Raw genomic sequence first — 18,940 nt, 5'->3', positions numbered from 1 at the left:
CTCCGCCATACCAGTGCAGACCGACCGGCTTGCCTTCGGGGTCGCGGTGATCGTGCTTCAGGGTCAGGCCGCGTTCGTCGTTCCGGCTGATCACCCAGGTGCGGGAGCGGTCGTCGCCGACCCAGAAGGGAATGCGGACCTCGTCCGCCGAACAGTCGCGGACATGCATCAGCAGGCGCGAGCGCGTGAAGCTGGCGTCGGCCGGGTCGGTCGTAACGACCCGCCCCTCGAAGCGCTGGCCGCACAGCGCGTTCAGGTTCGCCATGAAGGCGTCCTGCTGCGGGGCGGCGGTCGGAAGCGTGGCGCAGGCGGAGAGCGCGAGGGCGGAGATGGCGGCGATGACCTGTTTCATGCGATCAACCTAGCGCCGCGACGCCGCCCCGCCCAGCATGGAACGAGGCGCCGGGACGTGGGCGACACGCGCCGTTGACTTCCCACCGCGCCTGAGTATGTTCCGCGCCTCTTATTTTAGCGGCTTTCGCCGTCGCAGAGGTAATTCCGATGGCCAAACCGGCTTCCATCAAGATCCGCCTGAACTCCACGGCCGACACCGGCTTCTTCTACGTCACCAAGAAGAACGCCCGCACCATGACTGAGAAGATGGTCGTGAAGAAGTACGACCCCGTCGTGCGCAAGCACGTCGAGTTCAAGGAAGGCAAGATCAAGTAAGATCTCGCCGACCGCCAGTTCGTCAGACGCCCGGCCGCAACGCCGGGCGTTTTTCTTTGCCCGATCCCGTGCTCGACCGCGGGGGGTCAGCCCTTGCCGGTTTCCCGCACGACCGAGCAGGTCGCGGCGCCGTTCTCCACCTTGATCTGGGCCGCGCGCCCCTGCGCCACGGCGAACCAGGCATGGCGGCCGGCCATGGTGATCTTGATGACGCGCGGATCCCGCACGACGCAGCGCCCTTCGCCGCGCCGGTTCAGGTCGCAGGCGCTCTCACCGGTCAATGTGACCATGGCGAAGTCCCCGACGGCCACGGCATTGCGGAACTCGACCCCGACGGGCGCGGTGGACGGATCAACCGTGCGGCAGGGCGCCAAGGGAACCGGCGACGGCCCGAGCAGGGCGACGACGGCGAGCAGCGTGGCGGCCAGGGACATGGCGGTTCTCCTGGCAGAGAGCATCCGCCCATCGGCGACGACCAGCCAGTGAAATCGTCGTAACGCCGCGCCCTTCCGGCGCCACGATCTGGAAATGTGTGGTCAGGCCGCGCGGGCGATGACCTGGTTCCGGCCCTTGGCCTTGGCCTCGTACACGCCCTCGTCGGCGCGTTTCAGCAGAGCCTCCGGCGTATCCGTCCCGCCCGCGCTGGCGGCCACGCCGACGGACACTGTGATCGTCAGACCCTCGCTCCCGCCCATGATCGGGAACGGCTGGGCGGCGACGTCGCGCCGGATGCGATCCGCCACCCGCAGCGCGTCCTCGAGCCCGGCGCCCGGCATGACCACGACGAACTCCTCGCCGCCGAGGCGGCACGGCAGATCGATGGCCCTGACGTTGGTCGCCAGACGCACGGCGAACTCGCGCAGCACCTCGTCGCCGGCGTCGTGCCCGAAGCTGTCGTTGACCGATTTGAAGTGGTCGATGTCCATGACCAGCACGGCGACCCCGTCTCCGCCCTGCCCGGCCCGGCCCAGCAGGGCTTGCAGCTGCCCGGCCATATAGCGCCGGTTGTGCAAGCCGGTCAGGGCGTCGGTGACGGCCATCTCAAGACTGTAGTCCAGCTTCTGCTTCAGGAAGTCGGCGTAGCGCTTGCGCTTGACCTGGGTCCGGGTCCGCGCCTCCAGCTCTTCCGCGTCGACCGGGCGCAGCAGGATGTCGTTCACCCCAAGCTCGAGGGCCTTCAGGAGCCGGGGCCGGTCGGCCTGATCGATCACGGCGAGAATCGGCAGGCGCCGGGACGCCTCGGTCGAGCGGATCTGGGCCACGAAGCGCAGGCCGTCGAAACCGCTGCTGGAAACGTTGACGATCATCAGGTCCACCGGGCCGCGCGCCGCGATGAGGGCGGCGGCAGGATCTGACTCGACCGTGGGCCGATGCTCGCCGGCCAGATGCTCGACCATCTTGGCGGCCTGCCGCTCGTTGTCGTCGACGATCAGCACACGCCCGCCCGAGCCGCGGAGCCGTCCGGCCCCGTCGGTGTCGACGCCGAGGCGGCGACCGCTCTCCTCGCGTTCGCGAAGTTCATCCATGACCGACTTCAGCCGCACCAGCGACTTCACGCGGGCGAACAGGATGACGTCGTCGATCGGCTTGGTCACGAAGTCGTCGGCGCCCGCGTCCAGTCCCTTGATCTTGTCCTCGCGCCCGTCCAGCGCTGTAACCAGCACGACCGGAATATGCCGGGTGACCGGGTCGGCCTTCAGCCGGCGGCAGGTCTCGAAGCCGTCCATGCCGGGCATCATGACGTCCAGCAGGATGATGTCCGGCCGCTCGTCGGACGCGATCTGCAGCGCCGTGGCGCCGTCGCAGGCGGTCAGCACCTCGTAGTATTCGAGCGTCAGCTTCGCCTCGAGCAGGCGGACGTTGGGCTCGACATCGTCAACGACAAGGATGCGCGCGGTCATCGGCCCTACCCCAGGTGCTTCCGGACCACGTCGAGGAAGTGCATCACCGAAATCGGCTTGGAGATGTAGGCCTCGCAGCCGCCGTTGCGGATACGCTCCTCGTCCCCCTTCATGGCGAAGGCGGTGACGGCGACGACCGGGATGTGGCTCAGCTCCTCGTCATCCTTCAGCCATTTGGTGACCTCCAGCCCCGAGATCTCAGGCAACTGGATGTCCATCAGGATCAGGTCGGGTTTGTGCAGGCGTGCAAGGGCGAGCGCCTGAAGACCCTCGCGGGTCTGCAGCGTCTCGTAGCCCTGGGAGTCGAGCAGATCATGAAAGAGCTTCATGTTCAGCTCGTTATCCTCGACGATGAGGACTTTCTTGGACATCATCACCTGGCCTGTCGCCTCGCGGAGTGCGTCTGCACGGAGGCTTTTCGCCTTCTCCTCGCAGTCTGCCGCGCGGGGTCTTAAGTTGGGGTGAAGCCACCAATCCGGGGGACAGGGGCGTCGACGTGAAGGCCATCTGCCGCGACTGCTTCTGGACCGGCGAAGGCCAGGTCGAGCGATGCCCGATCTGCGCCTCTCGTCGCGTGCTCGGCCATGCCGAACTTGATTCGCTGACCATCGCCCACCTGGACTGCGACGCCTTCTACGCCTCGGTCGAGAAGCGAGACCGGCCGGAGCTGCGGGACAAGCCGGTCATCGTCGGCGGCGGCAGGCGGGGGGTGGTGACGACCGCCTGCTATATCGCGCGCCTGTACGGCGTCGGCTCCGCCCAGCCTATGTTCAAGGCGCTGAAGGCCTGCCCGGACGCCGTGGTAATCAAGCCGGACTTCGCCAAGTACAAGGCAGCCAGCGCCGCCATCTTTGGGGCCGTGCGCGACCTGACCCCGTTGGTGCAGACGCTGTCGCTGGACGAAGCGTGGATCGACCTGTCGGGCACAGAGCGGCTCAACGGCGGCCCGCCGGCGTTGCAGCTGATCCGCCTGCAGAAGCGGATCGAGGAGGAGACGGGCCTGACCGTGTCCATCGGCCTCGCCTCCAATCGCTTCCTCGCCAAAGTCGCTTCGGAACTCGACAAGCCGCGCGGCTTCTCGGTCATCGGGTCGGAGGCGCAGGCGCTGTTGGCGCCGAAGCCCGTAGGCGTCCTGCCGGGCGTCGGGCCGGTGTTCCGAAAGACGCTTCAGAGCGACGGGTACGCCACCGTGAGCGATCTCGCCGCGGCCGACCCGCGCGACCTGATGAAACGCTATGGCGAGACCGGCTTGCGCCTGCACGACCTCGCCCACGGCCGCGACAGCCGCCGGGTCAATCCCGAACACGACCGCAAGGGGATGAGTGCGGAAACCACCTTCAATGACGACCTGACCGCCGCCGCCGACCTTGAGGCAGAGCTGTGGCCGCTGTGCGAGAAGCTGGCGTCGAAGGCGCGACGGGACGGGGTCGCCAGCCGCGTCCTGGTGCTGAAGCTGCGGCGGACGGACTTCAAGATCGTCACCCGCCGGATTTCGCTGCCGGAGCCGGTGCAGACGGCACGGGCCCTGTTCGCGGCGGGTCGCGATCTGCTGAGGCCCGAACTGGGCCGGCCGTACCGCCTGATCGGCATCGGAATGGCCGAGGTGGTGGACGCCGTCGACGCCCCGGCGCTGTTCGAGACGACCGAGGCTCGCTCGCTGAAAACAGAGACGGCGATCGACGCCTTGCGGGCCCGCTTCGGTGAGACCGCCGTCGTCGCCGGACGCGCGCTGAAAGACCGCGGCCCCTAGGTCTCGCCCGTCACATATCCATGATGACGAAGGCCGAACGCCCGGCCATAACCGCGGCGTTCGCCGGAGTCTCGCATGCGCCCCCACCGCCGTCAGTTGATCGCAGGTTCCGCCGCCCTCGCCTTCGCCGGCATGGCCCGGAACGCCGCGGCGCAGGCCGCCGCCGAGGAGAGCTACCTCAACGAAGTCGAGGGCTACGGCCCGCTCGTTCGCGATCCCAACGGCCTGTTCGATCTGCCCGAGGGCTTCAGCTACCGCGTCATCTCGCAGGGCGGCGAGACCATGGCCGACGGGCTTCTGGTGCCCGGCCAGTTCGACGGCATGGCCTGTTTCCCGCTGGAAGGCAGCCGGGTCGCCCTGGTTCGCAACCACGAGCTCAACGCCAAGAACCGGACCCATCGCAACTGGGGTGCGGGCGGCTTCCACCAGGAGCGGCTGCACCGGCTGGACGCGTCACGCGCCTATGACACCGACAAGGCCGGGCGGCCCCTGCCAGGCGGCACCACCACAGTCGTCTACGACCTCGCCAGCGGCGAGACCGTGCGCCAGCACCTGAGCCTCGCCGGCACCAGCACGAACTGCTGCGGCGGGGCCACGCCGTGGGGCAGCTGGCTCACCTGCGAGGAGACCGAGGACGCCCCGGCCACCCACGACGTCATGCGGGAGCACGGTTATGTGTTCGAGGTGCCCGCGGCGGAGACCGGTCTCGCCGATCCCGTGCCGCTCAAGGCCATGGGCCGGTTCGAGCACGAAGCCGTCGCCGTCGATCCCCGGACGGGCATCGTCTATCTGACCGAGGACAAGGAAGACGGCCTGTTCTACCGTTTCATCCCGACGACGCCGGGGCGGCTGGCCGAGGGCGGCCGACTTCAGGCCATGGTGTTCCGCGGCGCGCCCGGGGCAAACTCATCGAACCAGCAGCAGCGCATCTGGTCAGTGGGTGACTGGCGCGAGACCGACTGGATCGACCTCGAAGACGTCGAGAGCCCCAACGGCGACCTGCGAATGCGCGGCCACGCAGCGGGCGCCGTGCTGGTGGCGCGGGGCGAAGGCGTCCATTGGGGCGACGGCGAGCTGTATCTGACCGCCACCTCTGGCGGACCGCTGAAGCGCGGCCAGATCCTGCGCTATGTGCCGTCGGCCGACGAGGGCGCGGCCGGCGAACGGCGCCGCCCGGGCCGGGTCCAGTTGTTCCTCGAGACGATGAACGAGAAGACCTTCAACATGGGCGACAACCTGACGGTCGCGCCGTGGGGGCACCTGATCGTCTGCGAGGACAACTACTCGAACGATATTCGAAACCACCTGCGCGGCGTCACGCCGGAGGGTCGGCTATACACGCTCGGCCGCAACGTCTTTCAGGGCAACGGCGAACTGGCCGGCGTCTGTTTCGCGCCCGACGGTGAGACCATGTTCGTCAACATCCAGTTCCCGGGCGTGACGCTGGCGATCAAAGGCCCCTGGACCTCGGTCCGGACGTGAACAGTCGCGCCTGAGACCGGCGCACCAGCCAGAAGTTGACCGTGGCGGCGGCGAGCACGACCACGGCGCCCGCCTGATGCAGCACGCCAAGGCCGAGCGGCACGGCGCTCATCAGCGTCACGATCCCCAAACCGGCCTGGAGCCACAGCGTCAGCGCCACCGCGAAGGCGCCTACCCCGAGCCCCTCCGCCAGACGCCAGCGCCAGGCCTGCACGGCGTACAGTGTACCTCCCACCAGCAGCGCATAGGCCCAGATGCGGTGATTGAACTGCACCAGCCCCTGATCGTGCAGGAAGGCAAGGGCCCCGATGCCCCAATCGATCGGGGGAACCCACGACCCGTTCATCAGCGGCCAGTCGGTGTAGACGAACCCGGCCTTGGACCCCGCGACCAGTCCCCCGAGCAGGCACTGGAAGAAAACCGCGCCCAGCAACACGGCGGCGGCCCGGCTCCAGCCCGACGGCGGACGCGCATGCGACTCCCCATGCCAAGCTTCAAGCCCGTTCCAGATCAGGCCGATGAAGATCAGCAGGGCCAGACCCAGATGCGTCGCCAGACGCTCGGGGGCGACGTCGACGCGCTCGGACAACCCGCTGGAGACCATCCACCAGCCGATCAGGCCCTGCAGGCCGCCAAGCGCCAGCAGCACCGCGCATCGGACGATCAGACGGCGCGGAATGCGCCGCAGGATCAAGAAGGCCGCGAAGGGAATGGCGAAGGCCGCGCCGATCAGCCGCCCCAGCAGCCGGTGGGCCCACTCCCACCAGAAGATGCCCTTGAACTCCGCCAGGCTCATGCCGGCGTTGACCTGCTGGTACTGGGGAATGGCCCGGTATTTCTCGAACGCCGTGCGCCAGTCCGCATCGCCCATCGGCGGCAGGGCGCCCATGATCGGCTTCCATTCGGTAATGGACAGGCCCGAGCCGGTCAGCCGCGTCGCCCCGCCGACCACGACCATGGCGAACACCAGCGCAGCGCAGACGAACAGCCAGATCGCAACCGCGCGGCTCTGATCGCCTGACCTGAAACGCTTCATTCGACGCCCGCTGTCCCGACCGATACACTATGACGCCCTCGCGGAGCGTCGGCCTTGGCGGTATGCCCGCCCGGCGTGGCGAGAGCGAGTCGCTTTTCGGCGTCGCATCGCCGCAAGTCTGGAGGAGACGGGTTGCAGTACGCCGAGGTCATCACCGCCGTCGTGGGAGCTTTTCTGCTGGCCTGGCTGGCCGATCTGGTCACCGGCCGCCGCGGCCTGTTCGCGACCTCTCTGGTGTCGGGCGTGGCCGCCGTCGCGGGCTGGTTCCTGGCCATCCGCGTCTTCGCCGTCGGCACGATGGACGGCTGGACCTGGGTGGGCTGGTCGCTCGCCGGCTCGGCGCTGGCGCTGGGAGCCTTCTTCCTGTTCCGGAGCAAGCGCTGATGGGGCCGCGCACCCGGCGCTTCGTCGCCATGATCGGCCTCATCGTCTTCCTGATCGCCTGGGTCTGGGGCGCGATCGCGATCCGCGGCCTGATGCCGCCGTCGCAACTGATCGATCTGGTGGTGTTCGCCGTCGCCGGCGTCGGCTGGGGCGTGCCGCTGTATCCGCTGTTCCGATGGGCCGAGGGCGGTTCTCGCGGGAAGTGAGGGCGGCGCCTCGGCGGCCGCGGCTTTCCGGGTCAAGGGAAAATGGTCGGAGCGACAGGATTCGAACCTGCGACCCCTTGACCCCCAGTCAAGTGCGCTACCAGGCTGCGCCACGCTCCGAGAGGGGCTCCCTATAGACGGGGTTGACGGCGCGGCAAACCCAAAAAGCGGTCTTCAGGCGCTTCTCGACAACACCGCTTCAAGCCGGGCCTTGGAGCCCTCCAGATCGGCCAGCGCCTGACGCAGGCGAATGGACGACTGGCGGGCGGCAGGAGGCGTGAGGGCCGCTGGGGCGGCGCCCTCCGGCTCGAACGCGACCAGCCCTTCGGGGTCGCCGTAGTGGGCGAGGCGCTTGAGGCCCTGCTCCTTGTGCAGCCGCTGAACGCCCTTGATGGTCAGGCCCTCATCGTGGAGCAGCCGCTTGACCGCCTTCAGCACCACGATGTCCTGCGGACGGTAGAACCGCCTCCCACCCGCCCGCTTGAGCGGCGTTAGGAAGGCGAATTTGGTCTCCCAGAAGCGCAGCACATGCTGGGGTGCGCCGACTTCCTCGGCGGCTTCCGAAATCGTCCTGAATGCGTTCGGGCTCTTGGCCACGGCGTCAGGCGGCCACGACGGCGTCGTGAACCCGGCCCTTCATGATCTGCGAGGCGCGGAAACTGATGACCCGACGCGGGTGGATCGCCGCCGGCTGGCCGGTCTTGGGGTTGCGGCCCATCCGGGCGCTCTTCTCGCGCACCTGAAAGACGCCAAATCCGGACAGCTTGACCGTCTCACCACGCTCCAGCGACTCCACGATCAGTTCCAGCGTCCGTTCGACCAGGGCCGAGCATTCCTGCCGCGACAGTCCGACCTCGTCGTGGACCGCTTCGCACAGGTCCGCGCGTGTCAGGGTCTGGTGTTCGGCCAAGGTCCGCTCCCCTCCAAAGGTCGGTTGCGGACATAAAAGAGCAAGCGTCGTCAAATGGAAAGGCGGAAAGACGCCTTACAGCCGAAAGGCGCAGGCGCCCCATGTCAGTCCACCGCCCATGGCCTCCATCAGCACCAGATCGCCGCGCTTGATCCGACTGTCCTGGATGGCGGCGTCGAGGGCCAGCGGGATCGAGGCCGCCGAGGTGTTGGCGTGCATGGCGACTGTCGAGATCACCTTATTCTCGTCGAGACCGAGCCGGTCGCCGACGCCCTTGATGATCCGCTGGTTGGCCTGGTGCGGCACGAACCAGTCGACGTCGGCGATCTCGATGTTCGAGGCGGCGCAGGCGGCGGTGATCGCCTCGGCGATGTTCACCACCGCGTGGCGGAAGACCTGGTTTCCGGCCATCCGCAGGTGGCCGACCGTCCCTGTCGTGGCCGGACCGCCGTCGACGTACAGCATATCGGTCTTGGTCCCGTCGCAGCGCAGGGCGAAGCCGAGCAGGCCTTGATCCTCCTTGGTGCCCTGCCCCTCGCGCGGCTCGACCACCACGGCGCCGGCCCCGTCGCCAAACAGCACGCAGGTCGACCGGTCAGTCCAGTCCATCAGCCGCGTCATCTCCTCGGCGCCGATGACCAGCGCGCATTTCGCGAGTCCTCGCGCGACGAAGCCGTCGGCGACGCTGAGCGCATAGACGAAGCCCGAGCAGACGGCCTGGACGTCAAAGGCGATGCAGGTCGGGGCGCCCAACTTGCGCTGCACGATCGAGGCGACCGACGGGAAGGTTAGGTCGGGCGTGGTGGTCCCGACCACGATCAGATCGACCTCGTCCGCCGTGCGGCCGGCGTCCGCCAGCGCTCGCCGGGCGGCTTCCGTCGCCAGATCGCTGGTCGGCTGATCGTCCCGCGCCTTGTGGCGCTGGCGGATGCCGGTGCGTTCGACGATCCACTCGTCCGAGGTGTCGACGATCTTGGAAAGATCGGCGTTGGTGATCACCTGTTCCGGCAGGAAGGACCCGACGCCGGTCACGGCGCTGCGGACTACGCTCACTTCGACGTCTCCATGGCCGTCGGCTCGGTGGCCGGGGCCGGCTGTTCCATCACCGCGCCGAGGCGGCTGAAACTCTCTTTGACCTTGGACAGATAGTCGCTCCGGCCCAATTCCACAGCGATGCGGATTGCATTTCCGTAGCCTTTGGCGTCGGCGCCGCCGTGGCTCTTCACGACAATGCCGTTCAGGCCGAGCAGAGGGCCGCCGTTGATCGTGCTGGGGTCGATCTTCTGCCGCATCCGCTTCAGCGCCGGGAGAGCCAGCAGGGCGCCCGCCTTGGCCGACACGCTCGAGGTCAGCGCCTCCTTCATCAGGGCCGAGATGAACCGGGCGACGCCCTCGGCCGTCTTGAGCGCGATGTTACCGGTGAAGCCGTCTGTGACGACGACGTCGACGGTGCCCTTGGCGATGTCGTCGCCCTCGACGAAGCCGCGATAGTCGAGGTTCAGGCCCTCGCCGCGCTCGCGCAGGATGCGGTTGGCCTCGCGCACCTCTTCGTGGCCCTTCATCTCTTCGGAGCCGACGTTCAGGATGCCGATGGAGGGCGGCGCGGCTGCCGCATGCACGGCTCCGTGGAAGGCCGCGCCCATGATGGCGAACTCGATCAGCTGCTCGGCGTCGCTCTCGACATTGGCGCCGACGTCCAGCACCGCCGTGACGCCACGCAGCGTCGGCCAGCTGGCGACGATGGCGGGCCGTTCGAGTCCCGGCGCCGACATCCGCAGCAGCAGTTTTGAAATGGCCATCAGCGCGCCGGTGTTGCCGGCCGAGACCACGGCGGCGGCTTCGCCGGCCTTCACCGCCTCTATGGCGTTCCAAAGGCTGGAGCCCTTGCCGCGCCGCATCGCTTGCGCCGGCTTTTCGTCCATGCCGACGACCTTGTCCGTGTGCCGGATCTCGCAGACCTGGTCGGTCAGGCCGCAGCGGGTCATCTCCGCGCGGATCGCGGCCTCGTCGCCGTGCAGCAGAAAGCGCACGCCCTCGCCGCCGTGATGTTTGCGGTAGTCGCGGACGCCGGCGACCACGACTGGCGGACCGTGGTCTCCGCCCATGGCGTCGAGCGAGATCAGAACAGGGGATGACAAGCCGTTTCGACTCCGTCGCGCCGTCGGGTCCGGCGCTCGTCCATGCGGCGACGATACCGCCGCTCCGGGGGGATGCAACCGCGTCGCCCCGGCGTCAACCTTCGTCGTTGGGCCGCAGTTGCTTGAGGACGGCGAAGGGCGAGATTTCTTCCGGCTCCGGCGGCTGAACGAACTCAGCCCCCGGCTTCCGCGGGAAGGGATCCAGCTGCAGCGCCAGTTGCTCGACCGCGTACTGGCCCAGATCGATCTGCCCGTTCTCGACCAGGTCCGGCGATTCGTCGTCCAGGGTGATGACGATCTCCCCGGCGTCCGGATCGGCCGCGGTTTCCGCCAGGTTGATGGTGAACAGGGCGTCGACCTCGAGCGGCAGCGGCTCGAGCGTGATGCCGCAGGTCTGGGCCAGCGTCGCCCGCACGCGACCCTTGAGCCGCCAACCGCCCGCCGAGGGGGTTAGATCCATGTCGGCCGTGAAGGCGTCCAGAGAACCAAGGTCGAGCGCCTTGGCGATGCGCGCCCGGGCGTCCGCGTCAGGCTCGAGCGTCCGCTTCACGCCGCCCCCGATCTGGTGGAGTCGGACCGGTTCGCTGAAGGGTGGTTCCGGCGCGCTCATGCCGCCACCTCGGCCCAGTCGGGCCCTGTCAGGACCGCTTCGAAAGGCTGAGCCGCCATCCGGGCGCGGCTGGCGATGGCGTACGCCGCCAACCGCTCGCCGACCGCTGCGTCGTCCTGCTCGAAAACATTGCGCGCCAGCCCTGCTGACAGCGCCGCGGCGTCGCCGTCGCGGAGCGGCTCCTCATAGGCGGTCATCCGGCCATACAGGGCCTCGCCCAGCTTGCGCATCTTCTTGCCGACCGAGATGTCGCCGACCCCCAGCTCGCGCAAGGCATGATCAAGGGCCGAGACATAGGTGTCGAAGAGGTCCTGCCCAGCCTCGGCGCCGCGCGGGCCCTCATCGCGCAGGCGCATGACCAGAAGCAGGACATGAAGCGTGTACAGCTCGAACCGTGCGTCGATGCGGTCGGCGACGCCGAGGCCGGTGTAGAAGCGCGGATCGCGCGCCTGCCGCACCGCCAGCTCATAGAGCGGGAGGCCGAGGCGCTCGCGGGCGCGGGGTCGAAACAGATTCTGGAGCATGGTCATGCGGCCCCTTTTCCGCCGCGCCGTTGAACTAAGGCTCGGCTCCGGTTAGGTCAAAGACCTTGTTGAAGTCGCAGGCGCCGCAAATGGTCCATCCCAAGCTCGTCATCGCCGCCCCGACCGCCGCCATTCTGGCGGCCGCGGCCGTGGCCATGTCCGCCTGCGCCCCGGTGGTGGGCCAGAACGGCTTCCAGGCCATCGACGCCAAGCCGACCGACATCGTCGCCGGCACGGACACCAAGCAGACGGTGCTGGCCAAGCTGGGCACGCCGTCGACGACCTCGACCTTCGAGCGCGACAACGTCTGGTACTACATCAGCCAGGTGACCGAGAAATACACCTACAACCGGCCCCAGGTGACCCAGCGCTCGGTGACGGAGATCACTTTCAACGACGCCGGTCAGGTCGCGGCGGTGAACGCCCTCGGCCTCGACGACGGTCAGCAGCTGACCATGAACGGCCGCGAGACCCCGACCCGGGGCCGCCAGCTGACCATCCTCGAACAACTGCTGGGCAACGTCGGCCGGGGCCAGCTGCCCCGCACCGACGAGGACCAGCCCGGCCAGCAACGCCGCGACGAATAGTCCGCAGCGGGAACGAGAAAAAGGCCCCGGAGATCGCTCTCCAGGGCCTTTTCCATGGCCGAACGCCTGCCTCCGCCGGAGCGGAGGCAGGCTGTCTCGTCAGACGATCTTGCCGCTCGCCAGCACCGCCAGCAGAAGCAGGGCGACGATGTTGGTGATCTTGATCATCGGGTTCACCGCCGGACCGGAGGTGTCCTTGTAGGGATCGCCGACCGTGTCGCCGGTCACCGCGGCCTTGTGGGCCTCGGAGCCCTTGCCGTGGAGGACGCCGTTCTTGTCGGTGAAGCCCTCCTCAATCACCTTCTTGGCGTTATCCCACGCGCCGCCGCCCGAGGTCATCGAGATGGCGACGAACAGGCCGGTGACGATCACGCCCATCAGCATGGCGCCGAGGGAGGCGAAGGCGTCCGCCTTGTCCGACAGGAACAGGATGGCGACGAACAGCACGATCGGCGACAGCACCGGCAACAGCGACGGCACGATCATCTCGCGGATCGCCGCCTTGGTCAGGATGTCGACCGCCCGGCCGTACTCCGGCTTGACCTCATAGGTCATGATGCCGGGGTTCTCGCGGAACTGACGGCGGACTTCTTCCACCACCGACTCGGCGGCCCGGCCCACGGCCATCATCGACATGCCGCCGAACAGGAAGGGCAGCAGCCCGCCGAACAGCAGGCCCACGACGACGTAGGGGTTGGTGAGGTCGAAGGCGACCTCGCCCATGTTGGCGAAGAACGGATACAGATCCGGGTTGGCGGCGAAATACTCCAGATCGGAGGTGTAGGCCGCGAACAGCACCAGCGCGCCGAGACCGGCCGAACCGATGGCGTAGCCCTTGGTCACGGCCTTGGTGGTGTTGCCCACCGCGTCGAGCGCGTCGGTCGAATGACGCACCTCAGCCGGCAGGCCCGCCATCTCGGCGATGCCGCCGGCGTTGTCGGTGACCGGACCGAAGGCGTCCAGCGCCACGATCATCCCCGCCACGCCCAACATGGTCGTGGTGGCGATGGCGATGCCGAACAGGCCCGCCAGCTGGTAGCTGGCGATAATGCCGACGATGATCGTCAGCGCCGGCAGGGCGGTCGACTCCAGCGAGACCGCCAGACCCTGGATGACGTTGGTGCCGTGACCCGAAACCGAGGCGTTGGCGACCGAGCGGACCGGGCGGAAGTTGGACCCGGTGTAGTATTCGGTGATCACCACGATGGCGGCGGTGACCAGCAGACCCACCATGCCAGACCAGAACAGGCTCATCGGCTCGATGGCCAGGCCGCTGTTGGTGACGATCGTGCCCCCGACCATTTCCCTGATCACGAAGTAGACGGCGATGGCCGACAGCACGCCCGTGACGATCAGGCCCTGATACAGGGCTCCCATGATGTTCTGCTTCTTGCCGAGGCGGACGAAGAAGCTGCCGATGATGGAGGTGACGATGCAGACGCCGCAGATCGCAAGCGGCAGCAGCATCATGGTCTCGACGTAGGGAAGATCGCGGAAGAAGATCGCGGCCAGAACCATCGTCGCGACGGTGGTCACCGCATAGGTCTCGAACAGGTCGGCGGCCATGCCGGCGCAGTCGCCGACGTTGTCGCCCACGTTGTCGGCGATGGTCGCGGCGTTGCGGGGATCGTCCTCGGGGATGCCCGCCTCGACCTTGCCGACCATGTCGCCGCCGACGTCGGCGCCCTTGGTGAAGATGCCGCCGCCCAGACGGGCGAAGATCGAAATCAGCGAGGCGCCGAAGCCCAGGGCGACGAGGCCGTCGATCACTTCCCGGCTGGTGCTCTCGAAGCCCGCGCCCTCGGTCAGGAAGGCGTAGTAGCCGGCCACGCCCAGAAGCGCGCCCCCGGCCACGAACATTCCGGTGATGGCCCCCGAACGGAAGGCGAGATCCAGCCCCTTGCTGAGGCTTTCCGACGCCGCCTGAGCGGTGCGGACGTTGGCGCGGACAGAGATCAGCATGCCCGCGAAACCGGCGAGGCCGGACAGCACGGCGCCGATGACGAAGCCGACGGCGGCGTAGACGCCGATCAGCAGCCAGGCCGCGATCAGGATCACGACCCCGACCATGGCGATGGTCATGTACTGGCGGCGCAGATAGGCCGAGGCCCCTTCCTGGATCGCGGCGGCGATCTCGCGCATCTTGTCGTTGCCGGTCGAGGCCTTCATCAGCGCGGCGGTCTGGACGAGTCCGTACAGGACCCCCAGCGCGCCTGCGGCGATGACAAGCCACAGAATGTTGCTCATGGCGTTTCCAAACCCTGTGATTCTATGGACGCCCGGTTCCTTGGCGCGGCGGGCGTTATTCGCCTCTTCCGCCTTCCGGTCCCCCCGTGCGTTGCGGACGCCTGTTGCGTCCATGGGGAATTACGGCGGAAACGTGCCGCATGCCGCGCCCCCGCGCAACGGGAATATGAACCGGGTCAGGCGGAGCGGACGCCGGTCCGGCGACGGGGCGCCTGGCTGACGACCTCAACCCGCACGACCTGGCCCCGTCCGGCGATGGTCGCCGCCGCACGCATCAGGCTGGCCGACAGGGCGGCGGGGTCGATGCGGGTCCAGTCGTCAGCGACGACGAAGGGCGTGCGGTGTCCCGCCCTGACAAGGGCGTCGCGCAGGAACGCCTCCTTCGTCCGCATCGATTCCGGCGTGGCGGAGCCGCCGAGATGCAGGCGCAGCGAAACGAAGACGTAGTTGCGCAGCCTTCCGCCGACGATGACCGGCAGGCCCACGCCGGGCATGTTCAGGCTCTGCCCGCCCGGCGCGGGCGTGTCGCTTGCGACGGCGGCGCCGCCGGCGGCGAGCACCGGCATGGCGGCGGAGGCGGCGATCAGATCTCTACGGCGCATGGCGGGATCATCGGCCGCACGCCTTGAGATTTCGTTGTCAGCCGTGGCTGAAGCCGCCTTTGTCGAAGCTCACCGGCTTCCCGCCGAACCGCGCGATCACGCCCCGCCCCGCGGTCACCCGCCCTATTCGGGTCAGGCGGAGATGCCGTCGCTCGGCTTCGCGCCGTACGGCGGCCTCGTCACGCGGCGAGACTGTCAGGGCGATCTCATAATCGTCGCCGCCGGTGACCAGCTTCTCCAGCGCCGCCTGGTCGTCGACGCGGCCCTCGAACCATGCCTGCGCCGCGGCCGACAGCGGCACCGCCTCCAGGTCGATCTCGACGCCGACCCCCCCGGCCTCCGCCAGATGGCCCAGGTCCGCCACCAGACCATCGGAGATGTCGATCGAGGCGGTTGCGAAGTCCCGCACCGGACCGGCGAACTCCACGCGAGGCATTGGCGTCCGGTAGTGATCGGCCAGCGCGCCGAGACGCTCCGACTCGAGCGACAGCTTGCCCAGCGAGGCTTCAAGACCCAGCCAGCCGTCGCCGATGGAGCCAGTGACGAACACCAGGTCGCCGACCCGGGCGCCCGCGCGGCCGACCGTCTTCCCCTTCGGCGTCCACCCCAGCAGCGTCATCGAAAAGCTGGCCGGGCCGGGCGTCGAGACCGTGTCGCCGCCCAGCAGCGCCACGCCGAACGCCCTCTGATCCTCCCGCAGGCCGTCACAGAAGGCCTGCCGCTCGGGCCAGCCGCACCGCTCCGACCAGTGACAGGCGAGCAGATAACCGAACGGCTCCGCGCCCTTGGCGGCGAGGTCCGACAGGTTCACCCGCATCAGCTTGCGCGCCACGGTGTCGAGCGGATCGGCCGGCAGGAAGTGGACACCCTCGACAATGGCGTCCTTGGTCAGCACCAGATCGTGGCCGGGCCGCGTGGGCACGACCGCCACATCGTCCAGCAGCCCCCGCCCCCACTCCGGATGGGCCAGCGGCGCAAAAAGGCGGCGGATGGTCTCGAACTCGCCTGCGACATCGACCGAAGGCATGAGAGGGTCCTAGGCGGAGGGGCGGGAATCCCGGGCGACGCCGTCGAGCGCCGCGTTGACGAACTTCGCCTCCGCATCGTCAAAGAAGGCTTTCGCCAGCTCCACATATTCGTCGATGACAATTTCCTTCGGCACGTCCTGCTGCTCCCGCAGCTCCCAGGCGCCGGCGCGCAGCAGGGCCCGCAGGGTCGAGTCGAGCCGCTCCAGCCGCCAGTTCGACGCCAGACGCGCCTTCACCGCCGCGTCGATGTCGCGCTGCGAACCCACGGCGCCCCGCACGATTTTCGCGAAGTAGTCCTCGTCCGCCTCGGCCAGCGGCTCGCCTTCCATGTCGGAATCGAAACGGTGATTGGAGAATTCGGCGATCACCGTCTCGACCCCCTCCCCGGCCAGCTCCATCTGGTAGAGCGCCTGGACGGCGGCGAGGCGGGCGACGGTGCGGGCGCGGCGCTGGCGGCTGGTCAGTTGCGGCTCGGCGCGCTGCTTTTCGGCTTCGGCGAGTTGCTCGAGCACGGACTTGAGGCTGGCGGGTTCGTTCACGAGGCCAGTCCTACGCGCAGCCGCTTGCGCAAGGCAATGAGGTCCAGACAGGCGCGCGCCGCGCCCCCGCCCTTGTCGCCCTCGCTCAGGCGCGCGCGGGTCCAGGCCTGATCCTCGTCCTCCGTGGTGAGGATGCCGTTGCCGATCGCCACGCCCTTGAGGCCGAGGTTGCGAAGACCCGCGGCGGACTGGTCGGCGACGATCTCGAAATGGTAGGTCTCCCCCCGGATGACGCAGCCCAGCGCCACATAGCCGTCGTATCGGGGGGCGGTCGGGAAGCGGCCCGCTTCTTCGGCCATGGCGATGGCAGAAGGGATTTCGAGGGCGCCAGGGACCGACACGACGTCGAAGGCCGCCCCCTGCGCGCGCAGGGCGTCCGTCGCGCCTTCGAGAAGCGCGTCGGCCAAGTCGTCATAGAAGCGCGCCTCGACGACGAGGATGCGCACGGGGTCGGTCAGGATTGGTCTTCTCCGTCCATGTCGCGCCACCCGACGATGCGCAGGCCGTAGCCGTCCAGCGCGGTGGGATTGGGGCGGGTCGAGCTCATCACGATCATGTCGCGGACGCCGAGGTCGAGCAGGATCTGGGCGCCGACGCCGTAGTTGCGAATCGACCGGTCCACCGCTGTGGGTTTCTCGACGCCGACCAGCCGTTCCGCCAGACCGTGCAGGCCGGGGTCGCGCAGGAAGACCACGACGCCCGCTCCCGGATGGTCGCTGATCGCCTTCAGGGCCTGCGGCACATAGTTCTGCCGCGCCTCGACGTGGCCCAGCAGATCGGCGGCGAAGTCCACCTGGTGCATCCGCACGAGGGTGGGCTTGCCCGGCTCCACCTTGCCGTGGACGAGGGCGACGTGTTCGGCGCCCTCGATCGTGTTCCGATACAGCATCAGCCGGAAGGGCCCGCCGTGGACGCTCTCGAACGGCGTATCGACGACCCGCTCGACGTAGCGCTCGGTGCGGCGGCGGTAGGCGATCAGGTCGGCGATGGTCCCGATCTTGAGCCCGTGCAGCTGGGCGAAGGCGACCAGATCCGGCATCCGCGCCATCGACCCGTCGTCGTTCATGATCTCGCAGATGACGCCGGCGGGGGTCAGACCGGCCATCCGGCTGATGTCGACGGCCGCTTCCGTATGACCGGTGCGGACCAGCACTCCGCCGTCCCGCGCGACCAGCGGGAAGACGTGGCCCGGCGACACGATGTCGTCGGCGCCCTTGGTCGGGTCCGAGGCGACCTGCACGGTTCGCGCCCGGTCGGCGGCCGAGATGCCCGTGGTCACACCGTCACGGGCCTCGATCGAGATGGTGAAGGCGGTGCCCATGCTGGTGCGGTTCTCGGCGGCCATCGGCGGCAGGCGCAGCTGACGGGCGCGTTCGCTGGTGATGGCGAGGCAGATCAGGCCCCGGGCGTGTCGGGCCATGAAGTTGATCTGGTCCGGCGTCGCGAACTGCGCCGGAATGATGATGTCGCCCTCGTTCTCGCGGTCCTCGGCGTCGACGAGGATGTAGGGCCGCCCGTTGCGGGCGTCCTCGAGGATGTCCTCGATCGGGCTGATCGGGCTGTCATTCATGTTCGCGGCCAGTTGCATCACGCCGTCTCCTGCCACCGCGCGAGGTATCGCGCCAGCATGTCGATCTCGAGATTGACCGCGTCCCCGACGTTCAGACCGCCCAACGTCGTCGCTTCCCAGGTATGTGGGATGATGTTGACCTCGAAGCGCGCGCCCTCGACCGCGTTTACGGTCAGTGACACCCCGTCCACCGTGATGGAGCCCTTCGCCGCGATGAAGCGGTGCAGAGGCGCCGGCGCTTCGATGTGGACGCGGTGCGAACCGCCCTCCGGCTCGATCGCCACCACCCGGCCCAGTCCGTCGACGTGGCCCGAGACGATATGGCCGCCCAATTCGTCCCCGAGCTTCGCGGCGCGCTCCAGATTGACCCGATGGCCTTCGGTCCAGTCGCCCAGACTGGTCTTCGACAGGGTCTCGCCCGAGACCTCGACCGCGAACCAGTCGGACCCCTTGTCGGTCACCGTCAGGCAGCAGCCGGCGTGGCTGATCGAGGCGCCGAGATCGATGGCGGACGTGTTCCACGTCGTCTCGATTTCATAGCGACGATCGCGCTCGGTCTGGCGGACCGAGCGCACCCGGCCGATGTCTGTGACGATGCCTGTGAACATTCAGGCGACGCCGGGCGAACGGAGGTTAGCGGATCGCATCATAGCGCTCCCACAGATCGTCCCCCACGGGCTCGGCGGACACCCGCCGGAACTTGGGCGCGTCGGCCAGCTTTGCAAGGGCCAGGGCAGCGACGCAGGGCCGCCCGTCA

The 18,940-nt window shown here is 68.4% G+C and carries 23 protein-coding genes, 1 tRNA gene and 1 pseudogene; 6 read left to right on the top strand and 19 right to left on the bottom strand.

Annotated features, from left to right (window positions below):
- Window positions 1-352: pseudogene (locus tag VGB60_RS04875) on the bottom strand (hypothetical protein); the annotation flags it as partial.
- Window positions 353-501: 149 nt separating this feature from the next.
- Here VGB60_RS04875 and rpmG point away from each other — a divergent pair.
- Window positions 502-669 (top strand): 50S ribosomal protein L33, encoded by a 168-nt coding sequence (gene rpmG, locus VGB60_RS04870; protein WP_003164451.1) that lies wholly within the window; start codon window positions 502-504, stop codon window positions 667-669.
- Window positions 670-755: 86 nt separating this feature from the next.
- On the opposite strand, the gene VGB60_RS04865 is transcribed toward rpmG, so the two are convergent.
- The 3 genes from VGB60_RS04865 to VGB60_RS04855 all read right to left on the bottom strand — a co-directional run bounded on the left by VGB60_RS04865 (window position 756) and on the right by VGB60_RS04855 (window position 2,941).
- Entirely contained in the window at window positions 756-1,103 is a 348-nt protein-coding gene (locus tag VGB60_RS04865; RefSeq protein WP_331037146.1) for a hypothetical protein, read from the bottom strand.
- 102 nt (window positions 1,104-1,205) lie between these two features.
- Entirely contained in the window at window positions 1,206-2,570 is a 1,365-nt protein-coding gene (locus VGB60_RS04860; RefSeq protein ID WP_331037145.1) for a PleD family two-component system response regulator, read from the bottom strand.
- Window positions 2,571-2,575: 5 nt separating this feature from the next.
- Window positions 2,576-2,941, bottom strand: coding sequence for a response regulator (locus tag VGB60_RS04855; RefSeq protein ID WP_292064413.1), 366 nt, complete (start codon window positions 2,939-2,941; stop codon window positions 2,576-2,578).
- A 125-nt stretch (window positions 2,942-3,066) separates the two neighbouring features.
- On the opposite strand from VGB60_RS04855, the gene VGB60_RS04850 reads away from it, so the two are divergent.
- Both VGB60_RS04850 and VGB60_RS04845 read left to right on the top strand, forming a co-directional pair.
- Window positions 3,067-4,320, top strand: coding sequence for a DNA polymerase IV (locus VGB60_RS04850; protein WP_331037144.1), 1,254 nt, complete (start codon window positions 3,067-3,069; stop codon window positions 4,318-4,320).
- Window positions 4,321-4,395: 75 nt separating this feature from the next.
- A complete protein-coding gene (locus VGB60_RS04845) occupies window positions 4,396-5,802 on the top strand; it encodes an alkaline phosphatase PhoX (protein WP_331037143.1) in 1,407 nt (468 codons plus the stop codon).
- Here VGB60_RS04845 and VGB60_RS04840 read toward each other — a convergent pair.
- Window positions 5,771-6,838, bottom strand: coding sequence for a COX15/CtaA family protein (locus VGB60_RS04840; protein WP_331037142.1), 1,068 nt, complete (start codon window positions 6,836-6,838; stop codon window positions 5,771-5,773). The two genes, VGB60_RS04845 and VGB60_RS04840, sit on opposite strands and share 32 nt — an antisense overlap.
- A 132-nt stretch (window positions 6,839-6,970) precedes the next feature.
- Between VGB60_RS04840 and VGB60_RS04835 the strand changes: the two genes are divergently transcribed.
- Window positions 6,971-7,222, top strand: a complete 252-nt coding sequence (locus VGB60_RS04835; protein WP_331037141.1) for a transglycosylase — start codon at window positions 6,971-6,973, stop codon at window positions 7,220-7,222.
- Window positions 7,222-7,428 (top strand): DUF2842 domain-containing protein, encoded by a 207-nt coding sequence (locus VGB60_RS04830; protein ID WP_331037140.1) that lies wholly within the window; start codon window positions 7,222-7,224, stop codon window positions 7,426-7,428. Before VGB60_RS04835 ends, VGB60_RS04830 begins: the two co-directional genes overlap by 1 nt.
- A gap of 43 nt (window positions 7,429-7,471) precedes the next feature.
- Here VGB60_RS04830 and VGB60_RS04825 read toward each other — a convergent pair.
- The 7 genes from VGB60_RS04825 to VGB60_RS04795 all read right to left on the bottom strand — a co-directional run bounded on the left by VGB60_RS04825 (window position 7,472) and on the right by VGB60_RS04795 (window position 11,616).
- Window positions 7,472-7,548: transfer RNA gene (locus tag VGB60_RS04825), tRNA-Pro, on the bottom strand.
- A 54-nt stretch (window positions 7,549-7,602) separates the two neighbouring features.
- Window positions 7,603-8,025 carry a MerR family transcriptional regulator gene (locus VGB60_RS04820; RefSeq protein ID WP_331037139.1) on the bottom strand — a complete coding sequence of 141 codons (423 nt, stop codon included), beginning with the start codon at window positions 8,023-8,025 and terminating at the stop codon, window positions 7,603-7,605.
- 4 nt (window positions 8,026-8,029) lie between these two features.
- Window positions 8,030-8,338 carry an integration host factor subunit alpha gene (locus VGB60_RS04815; RefSeq protein WP_331037138.1) on the bottom strand — a complete coding sequence of 103 codons (309 nt, stop codon included), beginning with the start codon at window positions 8,336-8,338 and terminating at the stop codon, window positions 8,030-8,032.
- Between the two features lie 75 nt (window positions 8,339-8,413).
- Window positions 8,414-9,391: a beta-ketoacyl-ACP synthase III gene (locus VGB60_RS04810; RefSeq protein ID WP_331037137.1), complete on the bottom strand. Its 978-nt coding sequence runs from the start codon at window positions 9,389-9,391 to the stop codon at window positions 8,414-8,416.
- A complete protein-coding gene (gene plsX, locus VGB60_RS04805) occupies window positions 9,388-10,476 on the bottom strand; it encodes a phosphate acyltransferase PlsX (RefSeq protein ID WP_331037136.1) in 1,089 nt (362 codons plus the stop codon). Before plsX ends, VGB60_RS04810 begins: the two co-directional genes overlap by 4 nt.
- A 94-nt stretch (window positions 10,477-10,570) precedes the next feature.
- Window positions 10,571-11,086, bottom strand: a complete 516-nt coding sequence (locus VGB60_RS04800; protein WP_331037135.1) for a DUF177 domain-containing protein — start codon at window positions 11,084-11,086, stop codon at window positions 10,571-10,573.
- Window positions 11,083-11,616 (bottom strand): ubiquinol-cytochrome C chaperone family protein, encoded by a 534-nt coding sequence (locus tag VGB60_RS04795; RefSeq protein ID WP_331037134.1) that lies wholly within the window; start codon window positions 11,614-11,616, stop codon window positions 11,083-11,085. The genes VGB60_RS04800 and VGB60_RS04795 overlap by 4 nt, the downstream gene beginning before the upstream one ends.
- A gap of 83 nt (window positions 11,617-11,699) precedes the next feature.
- Here VGB60_RS04795 and VGB60_RS04790 point away from each other — a divergent pair, with 83 nt between their 5' ends.
- Complete coding sequence (locus VGB60_RS04790) at window positions 11,700-12,197, top strand: outer membrane protein assembly factor BamE (RefSeq protein ID WP_331037133.1); 498 nt, start codon at window positions 11,700-11,702, stop codon at window positions 12,195-12,197.
- A 99-nt stretch (window positions 12,198-12,296) separates the two neighbouring features.
- Here VGB60_RS04790 and VGB60_RS04785 read toward each other — a convergent pair whose 3' ends face one another.
- The 7 genes from VGB60_RS04785 to VGB60_RS04755 all read right to left on the bottom strand — a co-directional run bounded on the left by VGB60_RS04785 (window position 12,297) and on the right by VGB60_RS04755 (window position 18,791).
- A complete protein-coding gene (locus VGB60_RS04785; RefSeq protein ID WP_331037132.1) occupies window positions 12,297-14,444 on the bottom strand; it encodes a sodium-translocating pyrophosphatase in 2,148 nt (715 codons plus the stop codon).
- Between the two features lie 176 nt (window positions 14,445-14,620).
- Window positions 14,621-15,046 carry a hypothetical protein gene (locus VGB60_RS04780; RefSeq protein WP_331037131.1) on the bottom strand — a complete coding sequence of 142 codons (426 nt, stop codon included), beginning with the start codon at window positions 15,044-15,046 and terminating at the stop codon, window positions 14,621-14,623.
- A 37-nt stretch (window positions 15,047-15,083) separates the two neighbouring features.
- Entirely contained in the window at window positions 15,084-16,073 is a 990-nt protein-coding gene (gene thiL, locus VGB60_RS04775) for a thiamine-phosphate kinase (protein ID WP_331037130.1), read from the bottom strand.
- A gap of 9 nt (window positions 16,074-16,082) precedes the next feature.
- Complete coding sequence (gene nusB / locus VGB60_RS04770) at window positions 16,083-16,613, bottom strand: transcription antitermination factor NusB (protein WP_331037129.1); 531 nt, start codon at window positions 16,611-16,613, stop codon at window positions 16,083-16,085.
- On the bottom strand, window positions 16,610-17,071 hold the full coding sequence (gene ribH, locus VGB60_RS04765; RefSeq protein ID WP_331037147.1) for a 6,7-dimethyl-8-ribityllumazine synthase: 462 nt from the start codon (window positions 17,069-17,071) through the stop codon (window positions 16,610-16,612). The genes nusB and ribH overlap by 4 nt, the downstream gene beginning before the upstream one ends.
- A complete protein-coding gene (ribB, locus tag VGB60_RS04760; RefSeq protein ID WP_331037128.1) occupies window positions 17,068-18,201 on the bottom strand; it encodes a 3,4-dihydroxy-2-butanone-4-phosphate synthase in 1,134 nt (377 codons plus the stop codon). The genes ribH and ribB overlap by 4 nt, the downstream gene beginning before the upstream one ends.
- Entirely contained in the window at window positions 18,201-18,791 is a 591-nt protein-coding gene (locus tag VGB60_RS04755) for a riboflavin synthase (RefSeq protein WP_331037127.1), read from the bottom strand. Before VGB60_RS04755 ends, ribB begins: the two co-directional genes overlap by 1 nt.
- Window positions 18,792-18,940: the final 149 nt, after the last annotated feature.

Origin of the sequence: Brevundimonas sp., from assembly GCF_036399195.1 — a bacterium.
Classification (GTDB): domain Bacteria; phylum Pseudomonadota; class Alphaproteobacteria; order Caulobacterales; family Caulobacteraceae; genus Brevundimonas.
Note: the sequence above shows the minus strand (reverse complement) of the source record. Positions and strands in the feature narration are given on the sequence as shown.

What these genes read in the sequence shown, in the direction of transcription:
- rpmG (WP_003164451.1), top strand. Translation starts at nt 502, where the DNA reads ATGGCCAAACCGGCTTCCATCAAGATCCGCCTGAACTCCACGGCCGAC.
- VGB60_RS04865 (WP_331037146.1), bottom strand. Translation starts at nt 1,103, where the DNA reads ATGTCCCTGGCCGCCACGCTGCTCGCCGTCGTCGCCCTGCTCGGGCCG.
- VGB60_RS04860 (WP_331037145.1), bottom strand. Translation starts at nt 2,570, where the DNA reads ATGACCGCGCGCATCCTTGTCGTTGACGATGTCGAGCCCAACGTCCGC.
- VGB60_RS04855 (WP_292064413.1), bottom strand. Translation starts at nt 2,941, where the DNA reads ATGTCCAAGAAAGTCCTCATCGTCGAGGATAACGAGCTGAACATGAAG.
- VGB60_RS04845 (WP_331037143.1), top strand. Translation starts at nt 4,396, where the DNA reads ATGCGCCCCCACCGCCGTCAGTTGATCGCAGGTTCCGCCGCCCTCGCC.
- VGB60_RS04840 (WP_331037142.1), bottom strand. Translation starts at nt 6,838, where the DNA reads ATGAAGCGTTTCAGGTCAGGCGATCAGAGCCGCGCGGTTGCGATCTGG.
- VGB60_RS04830 (WP_331037140.1), top strand. Translation starts at nt 7,222, where the DNA reads ATGGGGCCGCGCACCCGGCGCTTCGTCGCCATGATCGGCCTCATCGTC.
- VGB60_RS04800 (WP_331037135.1), bottom strand. Translation starts at nt 11,086, where the DNA reads ATGAGCGCGCCGGAACCACCCTTCAGCGAACCGGTCCGACTCCACCAG.
- VGB60_RS04795 (WP_331037134.1), bottom strand. Translation starts at nt 11,616, where the DNA reads ATGACCATGCTCCAGAATCTGTTTCGACCCCGCGCCCGCGAGCGCCTC.
- VGB60_RS04790 (WP_331037133.1), top strand. Translation starts at nt 11,700, where the DNA reads ATGGTCCATCCCAAGCTCGTCATCGCCGCCCCGACCGCCGCCATTCTG.
- VGB60_RS04785 (WP_331037132.1), bottom strand. Translation starts at nt 14,444, where the DNA reads ATGAGCAACATTCTGTGGCTTGTCATCGCCGCAGGCGCGCTGGGGGTC.
- VGB60_RS04780 (WP_331037131.1), bottom strand. Translation starts at nt 15,046, where the DNA reads ATGCGCCGTAGAGATCTGATCGCCGCCTCCGCCGCCATGCCGGTGCTC.
- thiL (WP_331037130.1), bottom strand. Translation starts at nt 16,073, where the DNA reads ATGCCTTCGGTCGATGTCGCAGGCGAGTTCGAGACCATCCGCCGCCTT.
- ribB (WP_331037128.1), bottom strand. Translation starts at nt 18,201, where the DNA reads ATGCAACTGGCCGCGAACATGAATGACAGCCCGATCAGCCCGATCGAG.
- VGB60_RS04755 (WP_331037127.1), bottom strand. Translation starts at nt 18,791, where the DNA reads ATGTTCACAGGCATCGTCACAGACATCGGCCGGGTGCGCTCGGTCCGC.